Source organism: Mesorhizobium sp. C264A (genome assembly GCF_040324515.1).
GTDB lineage: Bacteria > Pseudomonadota > Alphaproteobacteria > Rhizobiales > Rhizobiaceae > Mesorhizobium.
On record NZ_JAMYVY010000002.1, the window covers coordinates 2,592,947 to 2,612,882 of the forward strand.

General features: G+C 63.7%; 17 protein-coding genes. 9 read left to right on the forward strand and 8 right to left on the reverse strand.

The window, feature by feature from the left end:
* Positions 1–36: 36 nt before the first annotated feature.
* Genes NKL04_RS31760 through NKL04_RS31775 form a run of 4 tightly spaced genes read right to left on the reverse strand, consistent with a single transcriptional unit; the run spans position 37 to position 4,860 of the window.
* The gene (locus NKL04_RS31760; protein WP_031205100.1) at positions 37–903 is read right to left on the reverse strand and encodes a hypothetical protein; all 867 of its coding nucleotides are present in this window, start codon (positions 901–903) and stop codon (positions 37–39) included.
* Positions 890–2,311 (reverse strand): flagellar protein export ATPase FliI, encoded by a 1,422-nt coding sequence (gene fliI / locus NKL04_RS31765; RefSeq protein WP_023710976.1) that lies wholly within the window; start codon positions 2,309–2,311, stop codon positions 890–892. Before fliI ends, NKL04_RS31760 begins: the two co-directional genes overlap by 14 nt.
* A 4-nt stretch (positions 2,312–2,315) precedes the next feature.
* Positions 2,316–3,041, reverse strand: a complete 726-nt coding sequence (flgF, locus tag NKL04_RS31770; protein WP_023671749.1) for a flagellar basal-body rod protein FlgF — start codon at positions 3,039–3,041, stop codon at positions 2,316–2,318.
* 7 nt (positions 3,042–3,048) lie between these two features.
* On the reverse strand, positions 3,049–4,860 hold the full coding sequence (locus tag NKL04_RS31775; protein WP_023699757.1) for a DUF1217 domain-containing protein: 1,812 nt from the start codon (positions 4,858–4,860) through the stop codon (positions 3,049–3,051).
* A 144-nt stretch (positions 4,861–5,004) separates the two neighbouring features.
* Here NKL04_RS31775 and motA point away from each other — a divergent pair, with 144 nt between their 5' ends.
* From motA to NKL04_RS31805, 6 genes are read left to right on the forward strand one after another with little or no spacing between them, the layout of a single operon-like run.
* On the forward strand, positions 5,005–5,880 hold the full coding sequence (gene motA / locus NKL04_RS31780; protein ID WP_023671751.1) for a flagellar motor stator protein MotA: 876 nt from the start codon (positions 5,005–5,007) through the stop codon (positions 5,878–5,880).
* Positions 5,881–5,915: 35 nt separating this feature from the next.
* A complete protein-coding gene (locus NKL04_RS31785) occupies positions 5,916–6,848 on the forward strand; it encodes a FliM/FliN family flagellar motor switch protein (protein WP_023699756.1) in 933 nt (310 codons plus the stop codon).
* Between the two features lie 33 nt (positions 6,849–6,881).
* Positions 6,882–7,271, forward strand: coding sequence for a flagellar motor switch protein FliN (gene fliN / locus NKL04_RS31790; RefSeq protein WP_023699755.1), 390 nt, complete (start codon positions 6,882–6,884; stop codon positions 7,269–7,271).
* 38 nt (positions 7,272–7,309) lie between these two features.
* On the forward strand, positions 7,310–8,326 hold the full coding sequence (locus NKL04_RS31795; RefSeq protein ID WP_023683476.1) for a flagellar motor switch protein FliG: 1,017 nt from the start codon (positions 7,310–7,312) through the stop codon (positions 8,324–8,326).
* Positions 8,327–8,339: 13 nt separating this feature from the next.
* The gene (gene flhB, locus NKL04_RS31800) at positions 8,340–9,422 is read left to right on the forward strand and encodes a flagellar biosynthesis protein FlhB (RefSeq protein ID WP_023683475.1); all 1,083 of its coding nucleotides are present in this window, start codon (positions 8,340–8,342) and stop codon (positions 9,420–9,422) included.
* Complete coding sequence (locus NKL04_RS31805; RefSeq protein ID WP_023671756.1) at positions 9,419–9,856, forward strand: BspJ family T4SS effector nucleomodulin; 438 nt, start codon at positions 9,419–9,421, stop codon at positions 9,854–9,856. The genes flhB and NKL04_RS31805 overlap by 4 nt, the downstream gene beginning before the upstream one ends.
* A 31-nt stretch (positions 9,857–9,887) precedes the next feature.
* Here NKL04_RS31805 and NKL04_RS31810 read toward each other — a convergent pair whose 3' ends face one another.
* Together NKL04_RS31810 and NKL04_RS31815 are read right to left on the reverse strand one after the other, a co-directional pair.
* Entirely contained in the window at positions 9,888–10,658 is a 771-nt protein-coding gene (locus NKL04_RS31810) for a helix-turn-helix transcriptional regulator (RefSeq protein ID WP_023683474.1), read from the reverse strand.
* The gene (locus NKL04_RS31815; protein WP_023683473.1) at positions 10,655–11,365 is read right to left on the reverse strand and encodes a helix-turn-helix transcriptional regulator; all 711 of its coding nucleotides are present in this window, start codon (positions 11,363–11,365) and stop codon (positions 10,655–10,657) included. The genes NKL04_RS31810 and NKL04_RS31815 overlap by 4 nt, the downstream gene beginning before the upstream one ends.
* A gap of 507 nt (positions 11,366–11,872) precedes the next feature.
* On the opposite strand from NKL04_RS31815, the gene NKL04_RS31820 reads away from it, so the two are divergent.
* Positions 11,873–14,782, forward strand: a complete 2,910-nt coding sequence (locus tag NKL04_RS31820) for a M16 family metallopeptidase (RefSeq protein WP_352724887.1) — start codon at positions 11,873–11,875, stop codon at positions 14,780–14,782.
* Between the two features lie 63 nt (positions 14,783–14,845).
* A complete protein-coding gene (locus NKL04_RS31825; protein ID WP_023699753.1) occupies positions 14,846–16,039 on the forward strand; it encodes a TMEM43 family protein in 1,194 nt (397 codons plus the stop codon).
* Positions 16,040–16,129: 90 nt separating this feature from the next.
* Here NKL04_RS31825 and NKL04_RS31830 read toward each other — a convergent pair whose 3' ends face one another.
* Entirely contained in the window at positions 16,130–17,161 is a 1,032-nt protein-coding gene (locus NKL04_RS31830; protein WP_023699752.1) for a histone deacetylase family protein, read from the reverse strand.
* A 23-nt stretch (positions 17,162–17,184) separates the two neighbouring features.
* On the reverse strand, positions 17,185–17,838 hold the full coding sequence (locus NKL04_RS31835; protein WP_023686329.1) for a TetR/AcrR family transcriptional regulator: 654 nt from the start codon (positions 17,836–17,838) through the stop codon (positions 17,185–17,187).
* Positions 17,839–18,115: 277 nt separating this feature from the next.
* Here NKL04_RS31835 and NKL04_RS31840 point away from each other — a divergent pair, with 277 nt between their 5' ends.
* The gene (locus tag NKL04_RS31840) at positions 18,116–19,795 is read left to right on the forward strand and encodes an amidohydrolase (RefSeq protein WP_023699751.1); all 1,680 of its coding nucleotides are present in this window, start codon (positions 18,116–18,118) and stop codon (positions 19,793–19,795) included.
* Positions 19,796–19,936 lie beyond the last annotated feature (141 nt).

A 19,936-nucleotide genomic window follows, 5' to 3' on the forward strand; every position in this document is an offset into this window, starting at 1 on the left:
GACCTTGCGCGGCTCGGGGGTAAATCCGGTGTGCCGCTATTTGGAGAGTTCGATCACCTGGTCGGTGCTGGTGACCATGACCCACTTGCCGCCCCGTTGCTCGATCGACGAGACGACGCTGGTATCGGGCAGCTTCGAGCCGCGCTGGACGATCCACAGGCCGGCATCGTCCTCGATCATGGCGCGGCCATTGGCGACATGAACCATGCGAAATTTGGCGTCCGCCGGGAAGGGCTGCTGGTCGACGCCGGGAGGCTGGGTCTTGTCCTCGGGGTCCTGCAGCGTGCCGGTGGCGAACAGGTCGACATCGGGAACATCGTTTGCCGTCAGCGGCTGACCGCTGTTCTCCATCTGCGAGCCGCCGCTGACCCGCCCTGCATTGGTGCCGCTGCCGCCGAACTTGATCGCCTGCACGCCGAACTGGTCCTGATTGAAGAAGATATACCAGGGAAACAGCGCGCAGATCAGGCCAAGCGTGATGCCGAGCGCGGCAAAGACGATATCGCTGCGGCGGTCGGATTTCTTGTCGAGCCTGGGATATTGCGGCCTTGGCGGCTGCGGCCATTCGGTGACCGGGAACAGCCCGTCGAGAAGCGAGCCACGACTGGTCTCGATCGCTTCTTTGGGGCCGGCGCGAGGGGTCCTTGGCAATTCAGGCTTGACGACGCTGGGCAAGGCAGGCTCGGCCAAGCGAGGCACAGTGGACTCGACTACGCTGGCTACCCTGGGCAAGAATGGCCTGGCGGCCCTGGCCAGAATGGCCTCAGCCTTGGCGGCCTTGTCGAGATCGGCCTTTGCCCTGACAGCTCTCGCTTCGTTGGCCCGGGCTTCCTCGGCGGCACTGGCCTCTGCGATCATCTCGCGCAAAAGCCGCTCGGTGTACTGAAGCTCAGTCTCCTGCATCGACACTTTGCTTGCCTTTCAGATGACGGGCGAGGTCGGAGAATGCGTCGCTCGAGGCGCGATCCCTGGGCGACTGCGTCAGCGCCTCGTAGATCAGCGGCACCTGGCGCACGGCAATATCGAGCTCGGCATCGGCGCCGCCCTGATAGGCGCCGAGCAGGCGGATGTCGCGCGTGTCCTCGAAGCGCGAGATCATCGACTTCAGCCTGGTCACCAGCATGCGTTGCTCGGGGCTCCATGCCTTGTCGGCGAGGCGCGAGATCGACGACAGCGGATTGACCGGGGGGTAGCGGCCCTGTTCGGCAATGGCGCGGTCGAGCACGACATGGCCGTCGAGAATGCCGCGTACCGAATCGGCGACCGGGTCGTTGTGGTCGTCGCCGTCGACCAGCACCGAGATGATGGCAGTGATTGATCCCTGTCCTTTGATACCGGGGCCTTCAGCGCCCGGGCCAGCGCGTTCGAGCAGCTTGGGCAGGTCGGTGAAAACCGAAGCGGGATAGCCGCGGGCGACCGGCGGCTCGCCGGTGCCGGTCGCTACCTCGCGCAGCGCATGGGCAAAGCGGGTAATCGAATCCAGCACCAGCAGCACGCGATGGCCCTGGTCGCGAAAATGTTCGGCAACGCGCATGGCGGTATCCGGCGCGCGCCGGCGCATCATGGCGCTCTCGTCGCTGGTAGCGACGACGGCGACCGTCTTGGCCATGCTCTCTGCGCCGATCGTGTCTTCGAGGAATTCGCGTACCTCGCGGCCGCGCTCGCCGATCAGCGCCACGACCACGGTGTCGAAGGCGTCGGCGCCGGCCAGCATGGCGAGCAGCGTCGACTTGCCGACGCCGGAACCGGCAAAGACGCCGAGGCGCTGGCCGAGGCAGAGCGGCGTGAAGATGTCGATGACCTTGACCCCGGTCGTGAAGGCGGTGCCGACGCGCTGCCGCGCCATGGCGCCGGGCGTTGTGCCGTCGCCGCTCGCAGCCTCGCCGATCCTGATCAGCGGCGGGCCGCCGTCGATGACGCGGGTCAGCGCGTCGATGGCGCGCCCACGCCACGAAGCATGCGGCGTTACCGTCAGCGGGCCGCGGCGAAACACGGCGTCGCCGATGCCGGCGTCGGCGCTGCGTTCGAAAGGGGCGATGACGACTTCGTCGCGGCCGATCCTGACGATCTCGCCGCGGCGCGTGCCGGCATTGCCGCGCTGTTCGACGAGGTCGCCAAGCCTGGCGACTTCAGACAGGCCGCGCACCTTGTAATGCGTTGGCGAAACCTCCGAAACACGGCCGCCGCGCCGCAGCAACGTCTCGGTGTCATCGAAGCGGCGCCAGATCCGCTCCAGCGCAGCCAGCCGGTTTTCCGGTGCTGTCTCCGGTTGCCGTTCAAGCGCGCGTATCGATGATTTGCTGCTCGACATGCTGCTACGACTTGGAGCCGAGCGTCTTGATGGCGTCGTCGGTCGAGGCATCGGTCTGGCGCATCAGCGCCGCCGTGTTCTCGAAGGCGCGCTGGACCATGATCAGGCGCGTCATCTCCAGCACCGGATTGACGTTGGATTCCTCGACATAGCCCTGCGCGACGCCGAGATCGGAACGGTCGGTGACCGGCTCCGGCGCACGCGCGGGCACGATGCCAGAATTGCCGTAGCGGACGAAATTCGGGCCGGGATCGAAATTGAACAGGCCGATGGCGCCGACGAGCTTGTCGCCCTGGCGCAGCGAGCCGTCGGCGCCCGCCTTGGGTGGGCCGTCGCGCGGGTCGAGCTGGATCGGCGCACCGCCGGCGTCGAGCACCGGATGGCCTTCGAGCGACATCAACTCGCCGTTCTCGTTCATCGAAAAGCGTCCGTCGCGCGTCATCACGGTGCCGGCCGGGGTGTCGATGCCGAACCAGGCATCGCCCTGGACGGCGAAGTCGAACGGGTTGCCGGTCTGCGTCATCGCGCCATGCGCGCCGGACAAATAGGTCTTGCCGGAGGAGGCGAAGGACACCGATTTGGGGCCGCTGCCGGAGACGACATCCTCGAACTTCACGCCGGTGGCGCGAAAGCCGATGGTCGAGGCGTTGGCGACATTATCGGCGATGGTGTCGAGACGGCGCTCAAGCGCGATCTGCGAGGAAAGGGCGACGTAAAGGCTGTCCTGCATGGTGTTCTCAGAATCTCAGTTTCTGCATGGCCATCATCAGATCGGTCGAGATGCCGACGGTGGTCGGCTGCGCAAACAGCACACCGATCGATGTCTGGGCGGTCGAGGTCGGATGATTGATTTCCCAAAGGCTGGTGAAGCGGGTGAGGAATTTCTCGAGCTTGGCCGGGTCGGTGAAATCGGTGAGGTCGAGCTTTGCGTCGAAGGCCTGCGCCTGCTTGTCGATATCTGCGGCAGCGAAGGAATCGGGCAGGCCGATGGCGGTGCGTACCACGCTGGCCAGGGCCGTGTCGGCCAGCACGTCGTACCAGTTGGTGATGGTCGAGGCCTTGCGCTCGAAATAGAGCGCCAACCGCACGCCCTCATTGGTCTTGCCGGCGTCTTCTTCCAGGGTCTGGCGCATGTATTTGTCGACCACCGGCTGCTGCGACGGGCTGCGGGTCGTTGCCGCTTCGCCGTAGGCCTCGAAATTCAACGAGGTGGCGAGCCTGGCATAGGCCTTGTTGGAGAGCTTGTTGGCGACACTGGCGGGATCGCGGACACCGCCCTCAAGGACATCACGGACGAGATCCTTGTTGGTGGTCGCCGGATCGAGCCCGCTTGCGGACAGAGCATAGTTATAAAGGCGGCTGTCGGCCATCAGGTCGTCGACCGATTTCACCTTGGTGATGTTGGCGAGGTAGTAGCTGGTCTCGGCCTCGACGGCGTCCGCATTCGGCTTGATGAGGCCAAGACTGGACTCGGTCGTGTAGAGCTTCGGCGTGGTCTTCAGCACCGCGTCGCGCGTGATCGTCTGATCGCCATACTGGGCAAAATCAAAGGCGCTGACGAAGTTGGCGTAGCTCTTGTCGGTCAACAGGTTGGCGGGACTCAACGGATCGGTGACGCCGCCATTGACCATGGTGCGGATCTGCTTCGTCGTCTGGGTCGATGCATCAAGCCCATAGGCAGCCATGGCGAAGGTCAGCAGGCGCTTGTCCTTCAGCAGGTCTTCGATGGACTTCACCTTGGAGATGTTGGCTGCGTAGTAGTCGGCCTCGCCCTTGATGTATTGCGCGGTCGGCTTGACGAGCAACAGTCCGGTTCCGCCGATCACAGCCTTCGGCACCGCCTGCTGGACGGCGTCGCGCGCCGTAGCCTGGTCGCCATATTGGGCAAAGTCGAAAGCCGCGACGAAAGCCGCATAGCCCTTGTTTGTCGACGTGTTTGCGGGGCTGTTCGGGTCGGTGACGCCGCCTTCCAGCATGGCCCGCACGGTCGCAGCCGGCTCGGCGTCGGCGTCCAGGCCGAACGCGGCCATCGCATAGGTGAGCAGGCGATCGTTGCCCATCAGGTCGTCGATCGATTTTACGTTGGAAATGTTGCTCAGGTAGTACGAGGTTTCGCCCTTGTAGTAGGTGAAGCCGTTCTGCGAAGGGCCGACCGAGACCTGGAGACCATAATTGTTGGTCACGCCCTGCTGCGCCGAATTGTAGCTCGTGGCATTAGCGCCAAGTGCGGCGAAATTGAAGGCCGACACGAACTCGGCATAACGCTTGTCGCTCAGTTTGTTGGCGAAGCTGTCGGAATCCGACACCCCTTCCTTCAGGGCTTTGACCATGAAGGCCTTGGCGTAAGCCATGTCGCCGAGACCGAAAGCTTTCATGGCATATTTGAACAGCCGGTCGTTCTTGACGAAATCGTCTATCGATTTCACGCTGCCGATGTTGGCGAGATAGTAGTCGGTGTCGCGCTTGGTGATCGGCTCCGCCTCGATGCGGTCGATCGCCTTGGGGATGTCCCTGGCGATGAGCTGGTAGCTGGTAAAAGTGCTCAACACGACATGCCTCCGGTCGCAGCTTCAAAAGCAAGAGTATGCGGACTTGCTTGCGCGAGGCTGAATCGCCTCACCTTGCATGATTCAAGCCTCACACAAGGCACGGGGGCTATCGGTTAGGCCTGACGTGATGCGGAAGGATCTGGCGTGGGCATTCTGATCGGACTTGTGGTGACGCTCGGCTGTGTTCTCGGCGGCTTCATGGCGATGGGCGGCCATCTGCATGTGCTGATGCAGCCTTGGGAAGCGGTGGTCATCTGTGGCGCCGCACTTGGCACCTTTCTCGTCGCCAACCCGATGAAGACGGTCAAGGACACCGGCAGGGGTATCCTCGAAGCGTTCAAGCAGGCGGTGCCGAAAGAGCGCGACTATCTGGAGACGCTGGGCGTGCTGCACAGCCTGATGCGCGAACTGCGCTCGAAGTCGCGCAGCGAGGTCGAGGCGCATATCGACAATCCGGAGGAGTCGGCGATCTTCCAGGCGTTCCCGACCGTGCTCAAGAACCACGACCTGACGAATTTCATCTGCGACTACTGCCGCATCATCATCATCGGCAATGCCCGCTCGCATGAGATCGAGGCGCTGATGGACGAGGAAATCCAGACCATCAAGTCCGACAAGATGAAGGCCTACCACGCGCTGGTGGCAGTGGGTGACGGTCTGCCGGCGCTCGGCATCGTCGCCGCCGTGCTCGGCGTGGTCAAGGCGATGGGCGCGCTCGACCAGTCGCCCGAAATCCTCGGCGGCCTGATCGGCGCCGCCCTTGTCGGAACCTTCCTCGGCATCTTCCTGTCCTATGCAGTGGTCGGGCCGGTCGCCACCAAGATCAAGACGGTGCGCGAGAAGAAGAACCGCCTCTATATCATCGTCAAGCAGACGCTGCTTGCCTACATGAACGGCGCTCTGCCGCAGGTGGCGATCGAGTTCGGCCGCAAGACCATCTCATCCTATGAGCGGCCGACGATCGATGCCGTCGAGCAAAGCACGATGAACACAGCTTCCGCCGAGAAGAAAGCGGCTTGAGCCATGCATGACGACAGACAGGACCGCACGCCGTCATGACAAGTCCTGGCAGCCCCTCGCAAGCCCGCTCGCTGATCATCGAGCGTCTGGTCGGTGACAGCGGTGAGGCCGCTCACGTCATCGGAACCGGGCGCTCGATGGGGGAGCGCGCACTGCCGCTGCTGCAGAAGAGCCTGGCCGGCGAGCTCGGTGCACCGGTCACCGTCGACCTGCGCACGGTCGAGATCAGCCGTGTTCCCGATGCCCGCACGAATGCCGGCGATGCCTTTGCCATGGCCATCATAGCATCGCCGACGTCTTCGGATGCGATGACGCTGGTGGCTGATGCGCCGGCCATCGCCGTGATGGTGTGCGCGCTGTTCGGCGGCGATCCGGATCAGCCGGTTTCGCCGATCGAGCGCGCTCTGTCGCAGATCGAGACCGATGTCGCGACCACGGTCTTCCAGGAAGTTGCGCAGGCGTTGAACGGATCGGGCCGGCGCTCGCTCGAACTGCGGCTGCCGGTGCCGCGGGCGCTTTCGGGCAGCGAAGCCAAGCGCCGCGTGCTGCGCGATGGCGCGGCGGTGCGCATCGTCTTCGGCATCTCGACGCCGACCGACAGCGGAACGGTCACGGTGATGATCCCGCAGCGCATCCTGCTGGCCACACGCGGTATCGCCGATGTCCACGACAGCGAAGGCACGACCTCCGACTGGCGGGCACGTTTTTCCGAAGAGATCATGCGCTCGACGGTGACGCTCGAAGCGACCATGCCGCTGGCCTGCCTGACGCTCGGCGATCTCGCCGGTTTCGAGCCGGGCCAGATCATCGAGTTCGAGGAAACCGCGCAGTCGCACGCCAAGCTGAGCGCGCGCGACAAGACGCTGTTTGTCTGCGAGTTCGGCAAACTCGGGCAGAACTACACCGTCCGGATCAGGCATCCTTACGATGCCGGTCAGGATTTTGTCGATGGGCTCATGCCGGGCTGACGCCGGGCAAGCTCAAGCATTTGGAGACGACTTATGGCCAAGACCAAGGTGGAAGCCAACATCGACCAGCCGGACGAGCAGCTCGACCGCGCCATCGAGGAATTGCGCGGCGTCCTCCAGGAGGAGGAAAAGCGCCCCGACGCCGCCTTGCGGGCTGCCACGTCCGGCGCCAATTCCAACATCATCATGAGCATCCCGGTCGATGTGCAGATCATCCTCGGCAGTACGGAAATGCCGGTGTCGGACCTGATGGCGCTGCAGAAGGGCTCGACGGTGGCGCTCAACCGGCGCATCGGCGAACCGGTCGATGTCGTGGTCAACGGCCGCAAGATCGCGCGCGGCGAGATCACCGTGCTGGAAAGCGATCCGTCGCGCTTTGGCATCAGGCTGACCGAAATTATCTCGGCGACCAAGGGCGCTTGAGCAATGAATGACATGCGGTCTCAGCAGGAGCGGATGCCATGACGACGCCGGTGACGCTCACGCGCCCGCAAAAGGCCGCCGCCATCCTGGTGGCGATGGGCAAACCTTCGGCCAGCCGGCTGCTGAAATTCTTCAAGCAAGAAGAACTGAAGGCACTGATCGAAGGGGCGCGGCTGCTGCGCACCATTCCGCAAAGCGACCTCGAACGCATCGTTGCCGAATTCGAGGCCGAGTTCACCGAAGGTGCGGGCCTGCTCGATTCCGCCGACCGGATGGACACGATCCTCAATGAATCGCTGTCGCCCGAAGAGATGAGCGCCATCATGGGCGACAAGCGCTTCGAGGTTGCGCCGGAAGGGCCACCGCCGATCTGGCCGGAGCTGGAAAAGCTCGAACCGACGCGTCTGGGCACATTCCTTGCCGCCGAGCATCCCCAGACCGCGGCCATGGTGCTGTCGAAGCTTGCGCCGCAAGCCGCCGCCAACATTTTGCTGACCATGGAAAAGCCGATGCGCAGCGAGATCATCAAGCGCATGGTGACGATGGCGACCATTCCGGACGCGGCCACCAGGATCATCGAGAACCAGCTGCGCGCCAGCGTGCTGGCGCAGACCGCGACCAAGGATATCTCGGCGGGACAGGCGCGCGTCGCCAGTATGCTCAACGAGATGGACAAGCCTCAGTTGGAAGAGGTCATGCAGGATCTGGAAGAGGCCGGCACGCCGGACCTCGGCGGTGTTCGCTCCAGGTTGTTTGCCTTCGACGATCTGCCGCTTTTGACGCAGAAGGCGAGGGTACTCCTTTTCGACGGGCTGTCGACCGAACTGATCACGCTGGCGCTGCGCGGTGCGGCGCCCGCATTGACGGAATCGGTGCTGTCGGCGATCGGCGCACGGTCGCGGCGCATGATCGAGTCCGAGCTCGGCCAGGGCTCGGAAGGCATTCAGCTTGCCGACATCATGACGGCGCGCAAGAACATCGCGGTGGCGACAATCCGGCTTTCGCGCGAGGGGGCTTTCGAACTGCCCTCATCGCAGCAGAGCGAAGCGGCTTAACGCCGAGCGCTGAATGGCTGAAGCGGCGGACAAAGACTCCAAAACCGAAGACGCGACCGAAAAGAAGATCCGCGACACCGTCGAACAGGGCAAGCTGCCCCATTCGCGAGAGGCCGCACTTCTGGCGTCCTTCATCGCCATACTGGTGTTCACCGTCTTCTACGCCAAGGACGCGGTCGTTGATCTCGGCATGTTCCTGTCGATGTTCCTGGAAAAGCCCGAGGCGTGGCCGATGGACACCGAGACCGACGTCATCGCGCTCTACAAGACCGTGATGATGGAAATAGGCAACGCCGTCGTCAGCCTGCTGGTGCTGCTGGTGGTGGCCGGCATCGGCGCCTCGGTGCTGCAGAACATGCCGCAAGTCGTCGGCGAGCGGATCCGGCCGCAACTGTCGCGCATCTCGATAGCCAAAGGCTGGACCAGGATGTTCGGCATTCAGGGCTGGGTCGAGTTCCTGAAATCGCTGGGCAAGCTCGGCTTCGCCAGCATCGTGCTCTACTTCACGCTATCGCAGGACTACCGCCAGCTCCTGGCCGGCATGATCACCAACCCCGTCGCTTTCGGCCTCGTCATCAAAAGCATCACCGTCGACATATTGGTGGCGATCGTCTTCGTCATGGGGCTGATCGCGGCGGTCGACGTCGTCTGGTCGCGCTTCCACTGGAAGCAGGATCTGCGGATGACCAAGCAGGAGGTCAAGGACGAGTTCAAGCAGTCCGAGGGCGACCCGATCATCAAGTCGCGGCTGCGCTCGCTGGCGCGCGACCGGGCGCGCAAGCGGATGATGACGGCGGTGCCGCGCGCGACGCTGATCATCGCCAATCCGACGCACTTTTCCATCGCGCTCAGATATGTCCGCGACGAGGATTCAGCACCCATGGTGCTGGCCAAGGGCCAGGACCTTGTGGCGCTCAAGATTCGCGAGATTGCCAAGGAGCACAACATCCCGATCTTCGAGGACGTGGCGCTCGCCCGCTCCATGTACAAGCAAGTTTCGGTTGATAGCGTGATCCCGTCGCAATTCTACCAGGCCGTCGCCGAACTGGTGCGGATCGTCTACTCCAAAAAGGCTGAGCGGAGACAAATTTCATGAACCGCCAACCGCACGCAAAATCCCGCGAACTCATCGTCGCCAAGGCCATCGAGCAGGTGGTCGACGAGTTGCGGCTGATCGACGTCGCCGACTACATCGCCTTCATCCGGCTCGAGCATTTCGCTTGCCTGTCGGATCTGGTGGATTCAGCTGTGGAGCTTTTTTTCCTCCCAGGCACGCTCAGGCTCGGCCATGGCGGAGAGGCACATGTCGACTGGAGCGGCAGCCCGCGCATCGTGCTCGATCTCGAGCTTCGGCCGCCGGGCGTCACCGTCTATTTCCAGCTGACGCTGAGCGAGGAGAGGTCTTCGGTCGCGGTCAACTATGTGTCGTTCGAAAAGCCCGGGGAAGACCCCGAGCACAACACCGCTTTGCTGGAGACGGTGATCGAAGAGGCGCGAATCCGCAGGACCGAGCCGCTCGCCTATCGCTGATCTTTTGTCTTACTCCAACTGCCAGACGCGATCACTCGATCAGCCCCAGCCGCAGCGCCTTGGCCACCGCCTGGTTGCGGTTGACCGCGTTGAGCTTCTGCGTCGACTGGGTGAGATACTGGTTGGCGGTGTGGACCGACAGCTTCAACAGCCTGGCGATCTCTTCGCTGGTGTTGCCGTTGGCGGTCAGCTTCAGGCACTCCAGTTCACGCTTGGAGATCGACCGCATCCGGCCGGCATCGTTCGGACGAATGCGGGCGACGGCGGCGAACAGCGAAAAACAGCGGGCGTGGATTTCGTAGAGCGTGTCCTCCGGCAAAGCGATCGTCGAGCCGAGGAACACCACCAGCCCGCAATGGCCGCGATCGGCATGGACGGGAAAGCCAATGCCGTTGGTGCCCGGCGCCAGCGGCTCCGTCCGCTCCGCCCAGGCGAGGTTCTTGAAGACGGCGTCCGAGCCGGCGATGCCGTCATCGGCCCACCAGCGCGGCGCTGTCGAGGCGCCGCTGTGGCGAACCATCTCCTCACCGTTGGCGCCGGCAATGAATTTGGTTGTCACCGCGGTGGCGGGATAGTCGGAATCGAAGCTCGGCACCAGGCGCGCCCGTTCCGGCGAGGGGCTGACGAAGTAGAGGCCAAACGCCGACGCGTTGATGTCGACGGCGATCCAGCGGCAGCGGCGCACCGCGTCCGGGATGGTAACGGCATGGTGCGTCTCGGAACCGATGGAGAAGGCGCCGAACGGATTGCGCTGCTCGTTGAAAAGGGCTTCGGCCGCCGCCTTGATGTCAGCATGTTTCAAATGATGCCGCTCCTGATCGCCGTGGCGATGGCCATCGCGCGGTTCGACGCCGCGAATTTCTGGATGGCGTGGGTGATGTAGCTGTTGACGGTGTTGGACGAGACCCCGAGGATCACTGCGACCTCATCGGTGGTTTTGCCTTCAGACACCCAGAACAGGCATTCGCGCTCGCGGTCGGACAGCGGGTCCTGCATGGCGACGGCGGCGATCAATTGCGGGATGGCGGACAGCGCGTAACAGCACTTCAACTGAGCCTTCATCAGCGCCGGCTGGTCGATACTGCCGGCCTCGGCCGCCGAGAAAAGCGCAAACAGCCGCTGGCGGCCGACATTGAGCCGCAGTGAATAGACTTCGGCATGTCCAAGCACGTCGAGCAGGCGCGCCTCTTCGCCTGTGAGCAGTCCGCCGGCGTCGGGTGCCGCGGCGGCGACCAGGGGCCTCGGGCGGATGCCAGGTGCAACGGTCAGCGGTCCCTGGGCAAGGCCGGCGATCAGCCGCTTGCCGATCAGTTCAATGGCGTCGAAGATCCAGTTGGATGAGACGATGCGGGCGTCGTTGCGGTCCTGGTCGTGGACGATGGCGACGAGCATGTAGCTGTCGGCGCCGATCTCGGCGGCAAGCTGCATGAAAAAGGAGGTGAGATCGCCGCGCGATTCGAGGCGCGAGCCTAACGTATCGGATTGGAGAAGCGCGGCGGAACTGCTCATTGGATGCTTTGGTTGTATGTCATGGCCGGAGTCTTTTCTTGAGCCCGGACGCTGGGGTTAGCAGCGGCCGAACTTGAAGACGCATCACGTTTACGAAGCACTCACACGGCGCGGCGGTCGCGCTGATCGCCGAATCCATTCAGGGAACGCGAAGCCGTCCGCGTCTGGTGCCGGTCATTGGCCGGAACTTGAGACTTTGGGTGGTCGCCGCGCCCCCCAAGGACCGGCTGATTCGGGTCTAATCTACCCGCAGATGAATCCGACATCAAACGCGATTTGACAAAATCAATATTATTGGACTCAAGCGACTCAGGGGCTGCTTTCGCGGCCTTTTCCGCCGCAAAAGGCCTGAAACGCCGACACGAAAAAGCCAGAGGGTGTTGCGATACTGCCGTATCGAGGGCCGATCGATTCCGATAGGGTCTCGGCAGCCGGCAGGGGTGGGCATCCCTTCGGTCATACGGCGGATTTGGCGGCGCTTGCTCGCGGCCATCAGCATCGGGGGTCATGATGAAGCAGGTTTTCCTGGCGTTCACGGTGGTGCTTGCGGCTCTTGCCGGCATGGCAGCGCCCGCCAAGGCTGAGCCGACCGTTACCTATGCGCTCGACAACGGGCTGCAGGTGGTGCTGGTGCCCGACCATCGCGTGCCGAAGGTGGTGATGAACCTGCGCTACCGCGTCGGGTCGATGAATGAACCCGCGGGACGCTCGGGCTTTGCGCATCTGTTCGAACATCTGATGTTTTCCGGCACGCCGGCCTGGCCGAACGTGTTCGGCGCGCACGCCGCGCTCGGCAACGAGATCAATGCCTGGACCACCGAAGACGGCACGGTTTATTACGTCGACGGGCTGTCGTCGTCACTGCCGATGATCTTGTCGCTGGAGGCCGACCGCATGGCCAATCTCGGCCGCTCGGTGACTCAGGCCAAGCTCGATCTGCAGCGCTCGGTGGTCAAGAACGAGATGCGCCAGAACGTGCTCGACAAGGCCGGCGCATCCGGCTGGGAAGCTTTCTGGTCCGGGCTGTTCCCGAAGCCGCATCCCTATAGCCGCATGGTCATCGGCTCGGTCGCCGATCTCGATGCGGCGACGCTCGACGATGTCAGGGGTTTCTTCAACAGCTACTATCTGCCCAACAATGCGGTGCTGGTGCTGGTCGGCGACTTGGAGATCGACGACACCAAGGCGCTGATTGCCGACACGTTCGGCCGCGTGGCGCGCGGCGCCGATGTGGCGCGGCCCGCCGTGCCGGCACCGACGCAGGCCCGGCTCAAGCTGGTGCTCGAGGATCGTGTGCCAAGCCCCATCGTCGTGGTCGGCTTCAGTGGCCCGGTGGCGCAGTCGCCCGACAATGGTGCGCTCAGCATTGCCGCCGAACTGCTCGGCAACGGCGAATATGGTTTTTTGCGCAACCGGCTGGTTTCGCAGTTGGGCATTGCCACCTATGCCAGCGCGAGCTGGACCGGCGGTCTGCTCGGTGGCCGCTTTACCTTCGAGGCGGGTGCCGCCGAAGGTGTGGCGCCGGAAGCGCTGGAAAGCGCGATGAAAACGGCGTTTGCGGATTTCCTGAAGACCCCGCTCGATCCGGTCGATGTCGAGCGTGCGCGCACCGGCATCTTGCAGGCAGCGCGGCTCGGCAGCGAAGCACTGAAGGATCGCGCCGGCGTCGTCTCCTACAATGCCGACGTGCTCGGCGATGCGCAGAGCGCGCTGGTCGACGACCCGCGGGTGAAGGACGCCAGCGTGGCGGGCGTCGAGGCAACGATGAAGCGGCTGTTGAAACCGGAAGACGCCAGCATACTGGTGCTGAAGCCCGGCCCGCGCGGCGGCTATCCCGATGCACTGATCGGGTCGTCCGGCACACCGCAGCCGTTCACCGCGCCGGAGCGAGCGGCGATCGACATTCCGAAGCATGCGGCCGGGCAAGCGCCCTCGGCAACACTGCCCGCCATGGAAACGGCGACGCTCTCGAATGGCATCAAACTCGTCCACTACACAATGCCGGAAGCGCCGATGGTGTATGTCGCGGCCAGTGCCGCCGGCGGCTGGAACAGCGTGCCGGAAGGCAAGGAGGGATTGCTGGAGCTTGCAGCAAGCATGGCGGCGACACGCGGGGCCGCCGATCGCGGCTCGGCTGATTTCGCCAAGGCGGCCAGCGACATCGGCGCCGGCGTCGGCCACCAGGCCGGGACGCTGACCACGATGATGACGCTTGGCGTGCCGCCGGAAAAGCTCGACCAGGGTATTGGCCTGCTCGCCGACGCGGTGCTGAAGCCTCGTTTCGACAAGACCGAATGGACGGTGCTGATGGCGCAGACGGTCGACTGGCTAAACGGCCGCGAGGCGGATCTGCCCGGCGTTGCCGGCCGCATGGCAAAGGCGACGCTGATCCCGCAGGTGCCGGGCAAGGCAGCGGTGGACTGGTCGGCAAAGGCGCTGGCCTCGATCTCGCTCGACGAGGCGAGGGACGCATTCAAGGCGGAGTTCACGCCGAAGGCGGTGACCTTCTACAGCGTCGGCCCGATGCCGGTCGCGACCGTCGCCGCCAGCCTTGAAAAAGCATTCGGCGCGTGGACAAGCGACACCGCCGGCTATGCCGTCGAGCCGTCGCCGGCGGCGCATTTCAACGGGGGACAGAAAGTGCTGCTGGTGCCCGAACCCGGCGCCAGCCAGTCGGCGCTGTTCGTGGCGCGGCCGGCGCCCGGCACCGACGAGAGCGAGCGCGCTGAATCGACCGCGGTCTCCAACCTGCTTGGCGCCGATTTCTCCAGCCGGCTGAATTCGGTGATCCGCGAGGAGAAGGGCTACTCCTATGGCGTGTCGAGCTATCTGATGAGCCCGATGAAGGCCGGCTCGGGATTGGTCGTGGCAACCACCGTCGAGCGCGCCAACACCGGGCCGGCGATTACCGAAATCCTGAAAGGATTTGCCGGCCTGACCACCTTGCCGGTGGCGCAGGACGAAGTCGACCGCACGGTGACTGTCTATCGCCGGGCGCTGGCTGGATCGGCCGAGACGTCGGCTGGTCTGTTCTCCTCGCTGATTGGCGCGGTCGGCAGCGGATCGACGCTGGAGGACCAGCAAACCCGCATGGCGGCGCGCACGAAGCTGACGCTCGATGCGGTTCAGAAACAGGCGCTGGCCCTGGCGTCGCTCGATCCGTCGCTGATCGTGGTGGCGGGCGACCCCGATGTGGTGATGCCGCAGCTTGCCGCGATCGGCCTCAAGGACGTCGAGATCGTCAAGCGTGACGAGGCTGGTGAAGAGACGGCGATGCGGGCGCTCGATCTTCTCGGGGGCAATCGCCAGGCGCCGCTGTCTGCCTCGCCGTGGCGGGTTGGCGATGGCGGCACGACGCGCGCGGTGCACGCCTGCGCCGGCGAAAGGGATTGCGGCGCGCAGATCCACGCCGATTGACGGGCTAAACGCGCAGCCGCCGGCCGCGTTGTAATTTGGGATAACTTTGTTTCGGGGGAAACGATGAGCGATTCATTTCGGGAAGTCACATCCGTCTCGTGGTTCGGGCGGATCAAGCGCGCGGTCGGCGGGGTCATCTTCGGCCTTATCCTGATCGTGCTGATGGTGATCGGGCTGTTCTGGAACGAAGGCCGCGCCGTGCAGACGGCGCGCTCGCTGGCCGAAGGTTCTGGAGCGGTGGTTTCGGTCGGCGCCGACAGCGTCGATACCGCCAATGACGGCAAGCTGGTTCATGTCAGCGGACTGGTGACGGCGGACAGCGGCCTGGCGGATCCGGATTTCGGCATCGCCACGCAAGGGCTGCGGCTGTCGCGCAGTGTCGAGATGTATCAGTGGAAGGAAGAGTCCAAGTCGGAGACGACCAAGAAGCTCGGCGGTGGCGAAGAGACGGTGACCACCTACAGCTATTCCAAGGTGTGGGACGACAGCCAGATCGACTCGTCGGACTTCAAGAAGCCGGACGGCCACCAGAATCCGCCGATGGAAATCCACGGCCGGACCTTCCAGATTCCTGAGGGCAAGCTTGTCGCCTTCGATCTCGATACGCCAGTGCTGGACCGTATCGAGGGTGACAAGGACTATTCGCTCTCAGCCGACCAGTCGGCGGCGATAAAGGCTGCCTATACCGGAACGAAACCGCTCAGCATCGTCGATGGCAAGATTTTTCTCGGCAATGACAACACGACGCCCGCTTTGGGTGACTATCGAATCGGCTACGAACTGGCGCCGCTGGGCGTGATCAGCATCATCGCGCGCCAGGCCGACAGCCGCTTCGAGCCCTACCAGACGCAAGCCGGCGATGCGCTGCTGATGGTCGACACCGGCAACGTCCCGGCCGAAAAGATGTTCGCCGACGCCGTCAGCGCCAACACGCTGATCACCTGGCTGCTGCGCGGCGCCGGCTTGCTGTTGCTGACCACAGGCTTTGCGCTGTTCCTCAGCCCGATCGGGGTGATCCTCGACGTCATACCCTTCCTCGGCAGCATGGCGCGGATGGGTACCGGCATTATCGCCTTCGTCCTGGCGATCCTGGTCGGCACGGTGACGATTGCGATTGCCTGGTTGTGGTACCGACCGTTGCTGGCGCTCGCCATCCTGGCGGCAGGCGTGATTGCGGCGGTGATTGTCTACCGCATCGGTCGGTCGCGAAGGCCAGCCGTTCCGGTGGTTGCGCCCAACCCGGCGGCGGCCGCCTAGATAGAGGTCGGGGCGGCCGGAGCCGCCCCATATCTCTTTGGCGCAATTCCGGCGGGAAAACCGCTTCACACTTATCCTGGAATTGCTTTCCTATTTGTCCTCGAAGCCGGTGAGCACGCCGACGGCGTTGATGCCGATCTCCTCGACGGCGTAGCCGCCTTCCATCACGAACAGCGTCGGCAGGCCGAGCTTGGCGATGCGATGGCCGATCTTCGGATAGTCCGGGCTTTTCAGCTTGAACTTGCTGATCGGGTCCTTCTCGAAGGTGTCGACGCCAAGGGAGACGATGACGATATCGGGGGCGTAGGCGGCGAGCTTGACGCAGGCATCCTCCAGCGAGGCGTTCCAGGCGTCCCAATTGGTGCCGAAGGGCATGGGATAATTGACGTTGAAGCCTTCGCCGGCGCCGGCGCCGCGTTCGTCGGCATGGCCGAGGAAGAACGGGTACTCGACCATCGGATCGCCATGCAGGTTTAGAACCTGCACGTCGGCGCGTTCATAGAAGATCTCCTGCGTGCCATTGCCGTGGTGATAGTCGACGTCGAGGATCGAGACGCGTTTTGCGCCCTGATCGAGGAACCACTGCGCGGCGACCGCGGCATTGTTGATGTAGCAGTAGCCGCCCATGAACCCGGCACCGGCGTGATGGCCGGGCGGGCGGCAGAGCGCGAAGGCCGACCGCTCGCCACCCTTGACCAAGGCCGCCGCCGTCAGCGCCACGTCATAGGACGATTTGATCGCGGTCCATGTGCCTTCGACGAAGGTGGCGCCGGCGTCGAAGGAATAGTAGCCGAGCAAGGCGTCGACGCGCTTGGGTGGCACGTCGCCGCGCAGGCCGCGCGTCGGCCAGGTGAAGGGCATCGCCGTGCCCTCGAAGCCGGCGGCCTTCCACGCCGGCCAGACGGTCGGCAGGAAGTCGATATAGTCGGCCTTGTGGATGCGCTTGGCGGCTGTGAGATCGTGCTCGACCGGTCCGATGATCGGCCCCAGCTTCTCGCTCTCGACCCGCGCCCTGATGAACTCGGCCCGCGACGGCTTTTCGAAACCCGGCACGATTGCCGACGTCACCAGTTCCATCTGGCCGGCATGGCCGGCATGAAGCGGCGAATAGACAGTCTTCATGAATTCCTCTCGAAATAGCGAAATCAGTCAAGGTTGAGATAGGGGGTGACCAAAGCGAGCCACATTCTTTCCACATCGTCCTCGATGAGGTCGTATGTCTTGCGGTCTCTTTTCAGCCCCACAAGCCGGCAGGCGTGCCCGACATCCATCATCAGCACGCCGAGCCGGCTGGCGATCTTGTCCTCAAGGGCCGGGTTCACATGCTGCAGCCACGCGGCGTAAAGCGCGATGATCTGCTCGTCATATTCGTCCTGGATCGGCCTGAGGTCGGCATTGCCGGATATCGCCTCGATCACCGGCATCAGGGTGGCGTTTTCGAGATATATTCTGGAGGTATCGATGAAGAGCTTGCGCACCTCCTGCCGAAACTCGTCGCGGTTGGTGGGTGGGGTGACCTCGATGCGCCTGGCGATCACCTCGGGAAACGACGACAGCCAGCGCCGGGCGAGGTCGAGGAGAATGGCTTCCTTGTTGGGAAAGTACTGGTAGACCGAACCGACCGACAGGCCCGCGCGCCGGGCGATGGCGAGCGTCGTCGGTGTCTTGGTTCCTTGCTCCCGCGTCAGGATCAAAGCCGCGTCGAGTATCCGGTCGACCACCTTGCTCGACCGTTCCTGCCGCGGCTGCTTGCGCGGTTCGAGCGCCATCCTGGTTTCGCGGCTGAGACTGCGCTTCACGGATTGATGCCTTCGTTCCCTGCCGGTTTCAACACAGGTCCGGGTCTCAACATTGGCGTGGTGTGTTGTCCATAATACATTCGAAATTCGGCACGTTGACAAACGCGAATAATTAGTCGCATTCTTTTATCCACGCTGTCTTGAGAGATCACAAGGGGAATTTCAAAACAGCGCACTGGCATCAGTTTTCGTCCGATAACGCCGCTCCAGCGGAGTGGCAGCTTGTCGGATAAGAGGGTTGTCGGTCTCAGCCAGTCGTCAAAAGCGCGGAGTCGCGATGTCTGTCACGGGTGCGGGTCAAAATGCTGATCTGATCGTCATCAATGGTCGCGTGCGGACCATGGACGATGACAATCCCGCCGCCGAGGCGATTGCCGTCAAGGACGGCGCCATCATCGCCATCGGCAACCACGCCGCCATCGAAAAACTCAAGGGAACGACCACAGACGTGATCGACGCCAAGGGCGGTTCGGTCCTGCCCGGTTTCATCGAAGCCCACATGCATCTGTTCTCGGGAGGGGCTGAGCTCGCGCATCTTCAACTCGGCGGTATCCATGGCTTCGAGGCGCTTCAAAGCGCCATCCGCGACTACGCCACGACGCGGCCCGAGGCGAAGATGCTTGTGGGACAGGGCGTCGACTACACCGTGCTCGGCGACGAGCGGGTGACACGCCATCATCTCGACGCCATCCTGCCCGACCGCCCCTTCTGCATGGCGGCACCCGACCACCATACGATGTGGGCCAACACCAAGGCGTTGGAGATGGCCGGCATCCTGAAGGGACGCACGCTCGGTCCGGGCAACGAGATCGTGATGGGTGACGACGGCCTGGCCGCGGGCGAATTGCGCGAGGGCGAGGCCTTCGGTCCGGTGCTCGACCTTGCCGGCGAAAGCCGGGTGCGGTTGGGGCTGTCGACCGGCGGCGAGCCGGACCCAATGCCGTCGGCCGCCGAGCGGGCCGCTGACCGTGACATCATGCGGCGCGGACTTGCCTGGTGCGCGCGCCACGGCATCACCTCGATCCAGAACATGGACGGCAATCTCTACCAACTCGAATTGCTTTCCGAGATCGAGGCCGAGGAAGGCCTGCCCTGCCGCGTCAAGATCCCGTTCCACTACAAGAATTTCATGACGCTCGACATGCTCGAGAAGGCGTCCGTCATGGCCGAGCGCTACGACAGCGAGTGGCTGTCATCGGGCATGGTCAAGGTGTTCTATGACGGCGTGCTCGATTCCTGGACCGCGGTTATGGTCGAACCCTATGCGGATCGTCCCGACTGGGTCGGCGAGCCGCTGTTCACGCCGCAGCAATTTATCGATCTCGCCGTGGCTATCGACAAACGCGGGCTGCAGATCGCCGTGCACTCGATCGGTGACGGCGCCGTGCGCGCAGTGCTCGACGGTTACGAGGCGGCGCAGAAGGTCAATGGCAAGCGCGACAGCCGGCACAGGGTTGAGCACATCGAGGTCACCACAGCAGCCGACGTGCCGCGTTTTGCCGAACTCGGCGTCATCGCCTCGATGCAGCCGTCGCATCCGCCCGGCGCCATGGATTTTCCGCTGGAGCCGACGGTGTCACGCATCGGGCCGGCCCGCTGGCCGCTGAGCTATGCCTGGCGCACCCTGAAAAGCGCCGGCGCCCATGTCGTGTTCGCCTCGGACTGGCCGGTGGCAGCGATCGACCCGATCCTGAGCATTCAGGCGGCAGTGCAGCGCAAACCATGGGCAGAAGGCGATCCTGACCAGAGTTTCTCGCTGCAGGAAGCGATTGCCGCCTACACGGTCGAGGGCGCCTATGCCGAATTCGCCGAGCATCGCAAAGGCGTTCTGAAACCCGGCTACATGGCGGATCTGGTGGTTTTGTCGGCCGATATCGAGAAGACGGCGCCGGCCGATCTGCACAAGCTGCGACCGGTGACGACGGTCTGCGGTGGCAAGGTCACCTACCAGGCCTGACAATGGCATGCGGCTTGCACAGCTTGCCGCTTGCAAGACGAAATGACCGACTGAACTGTGGTTCAATGCCGGACTTGCCAACCAACCGGCCGTGTGGTCACATCGAACAGGGGAAAAACTCCGCCAGCAAGAGCGGGGTCA

Coding starts and splice junctions, on each gene's coding strand:
- NKL04_RS31795 (WP_023683476.1), top strand. CDS start 7,310: ATGACGACGCCGGTGACGCTCACGCGCCCGCAAAAGGCCGCCGCCATC.
- NKL04_RS31820 (WP_352724887.1), top strand. CDS start 11,873: ATGATGAAGCAGGTTTTCCTGGCGTTCACGGTGGTGCTTGCGGCTCTT.
- NKL04_RS31805 (WP_023671756.1), top strand. CDS start 9,419: ATGAACCGCCAACCGCACGCAAAATCCCGCGAACTCATCGTCGCCAAG.
- NKL04_RS31815 (WP_023683473.1), bottom strand. CDS start 11,365: ATGAGCAGTTCCGCCGCGCTTCTCCAATCCGATACGTTAGGCTCGCGC.
- fliI (WP_023710976.1), bottom strand. CDS start 2,311: ATGTCGAGCAGCAAATCATCGATACGCGCGCTTGAACGGCAACCGGAG.
- NKL04_RS31825 (WP_023699753.1), top strand. CDS start 14,846: ATGAGCGATTCATTTCGGGAAGTCACATCCGTCTCGTGGTTCGGGCGG.
- flhB (WP_023683475.1), top strand. CDS start 8,340: ATGGCTGAAGCGGCGGACAAAGACTCCAAAACCGAAGACGCGACCGAA.
- NKL04_RS31840 (WP_023699751.1), top strand. CDS start 18,116: ATGTCTGTCACGGGTGCGGGTCAAAATGCTGATCTGATCGTCATCAAT.
- flgF (WP_023671749.1), bottom strand. CDS start 3,041: ATGCAGGACAGCCTTTACGTCGCCCTTTCCTCGCAGATCGCGCTTGAG.
- fliN (WP_023699755.1), top strand. CDS start 6,882: ATGGCCAAGACCAAGGTGGAAGCCAACATCGACCAGCCGGACGAGCAG.
- NKL04_RS31785 (WP_023699756.1), top strand. CDS start 5,916: ATGACAAGTCCTGGCAGCCCCTCGCAAGCCCGCTCGCTGATCATCGAG.
- NKL04_RS31830 (WP_023699752.1), bottom strand. CDS start 17,161: ATGAAGACTGTCTATTCGCCGCTTCATGCCGGCCATGCCGGCCAGATG.
- NKL04_RS31760 (WP_031205100.1), bottom strand. CDS start 903: ATGCAGGAGACTGAGCTTCAGTACACCGAGCGGCTTTTGCGCGAGATG.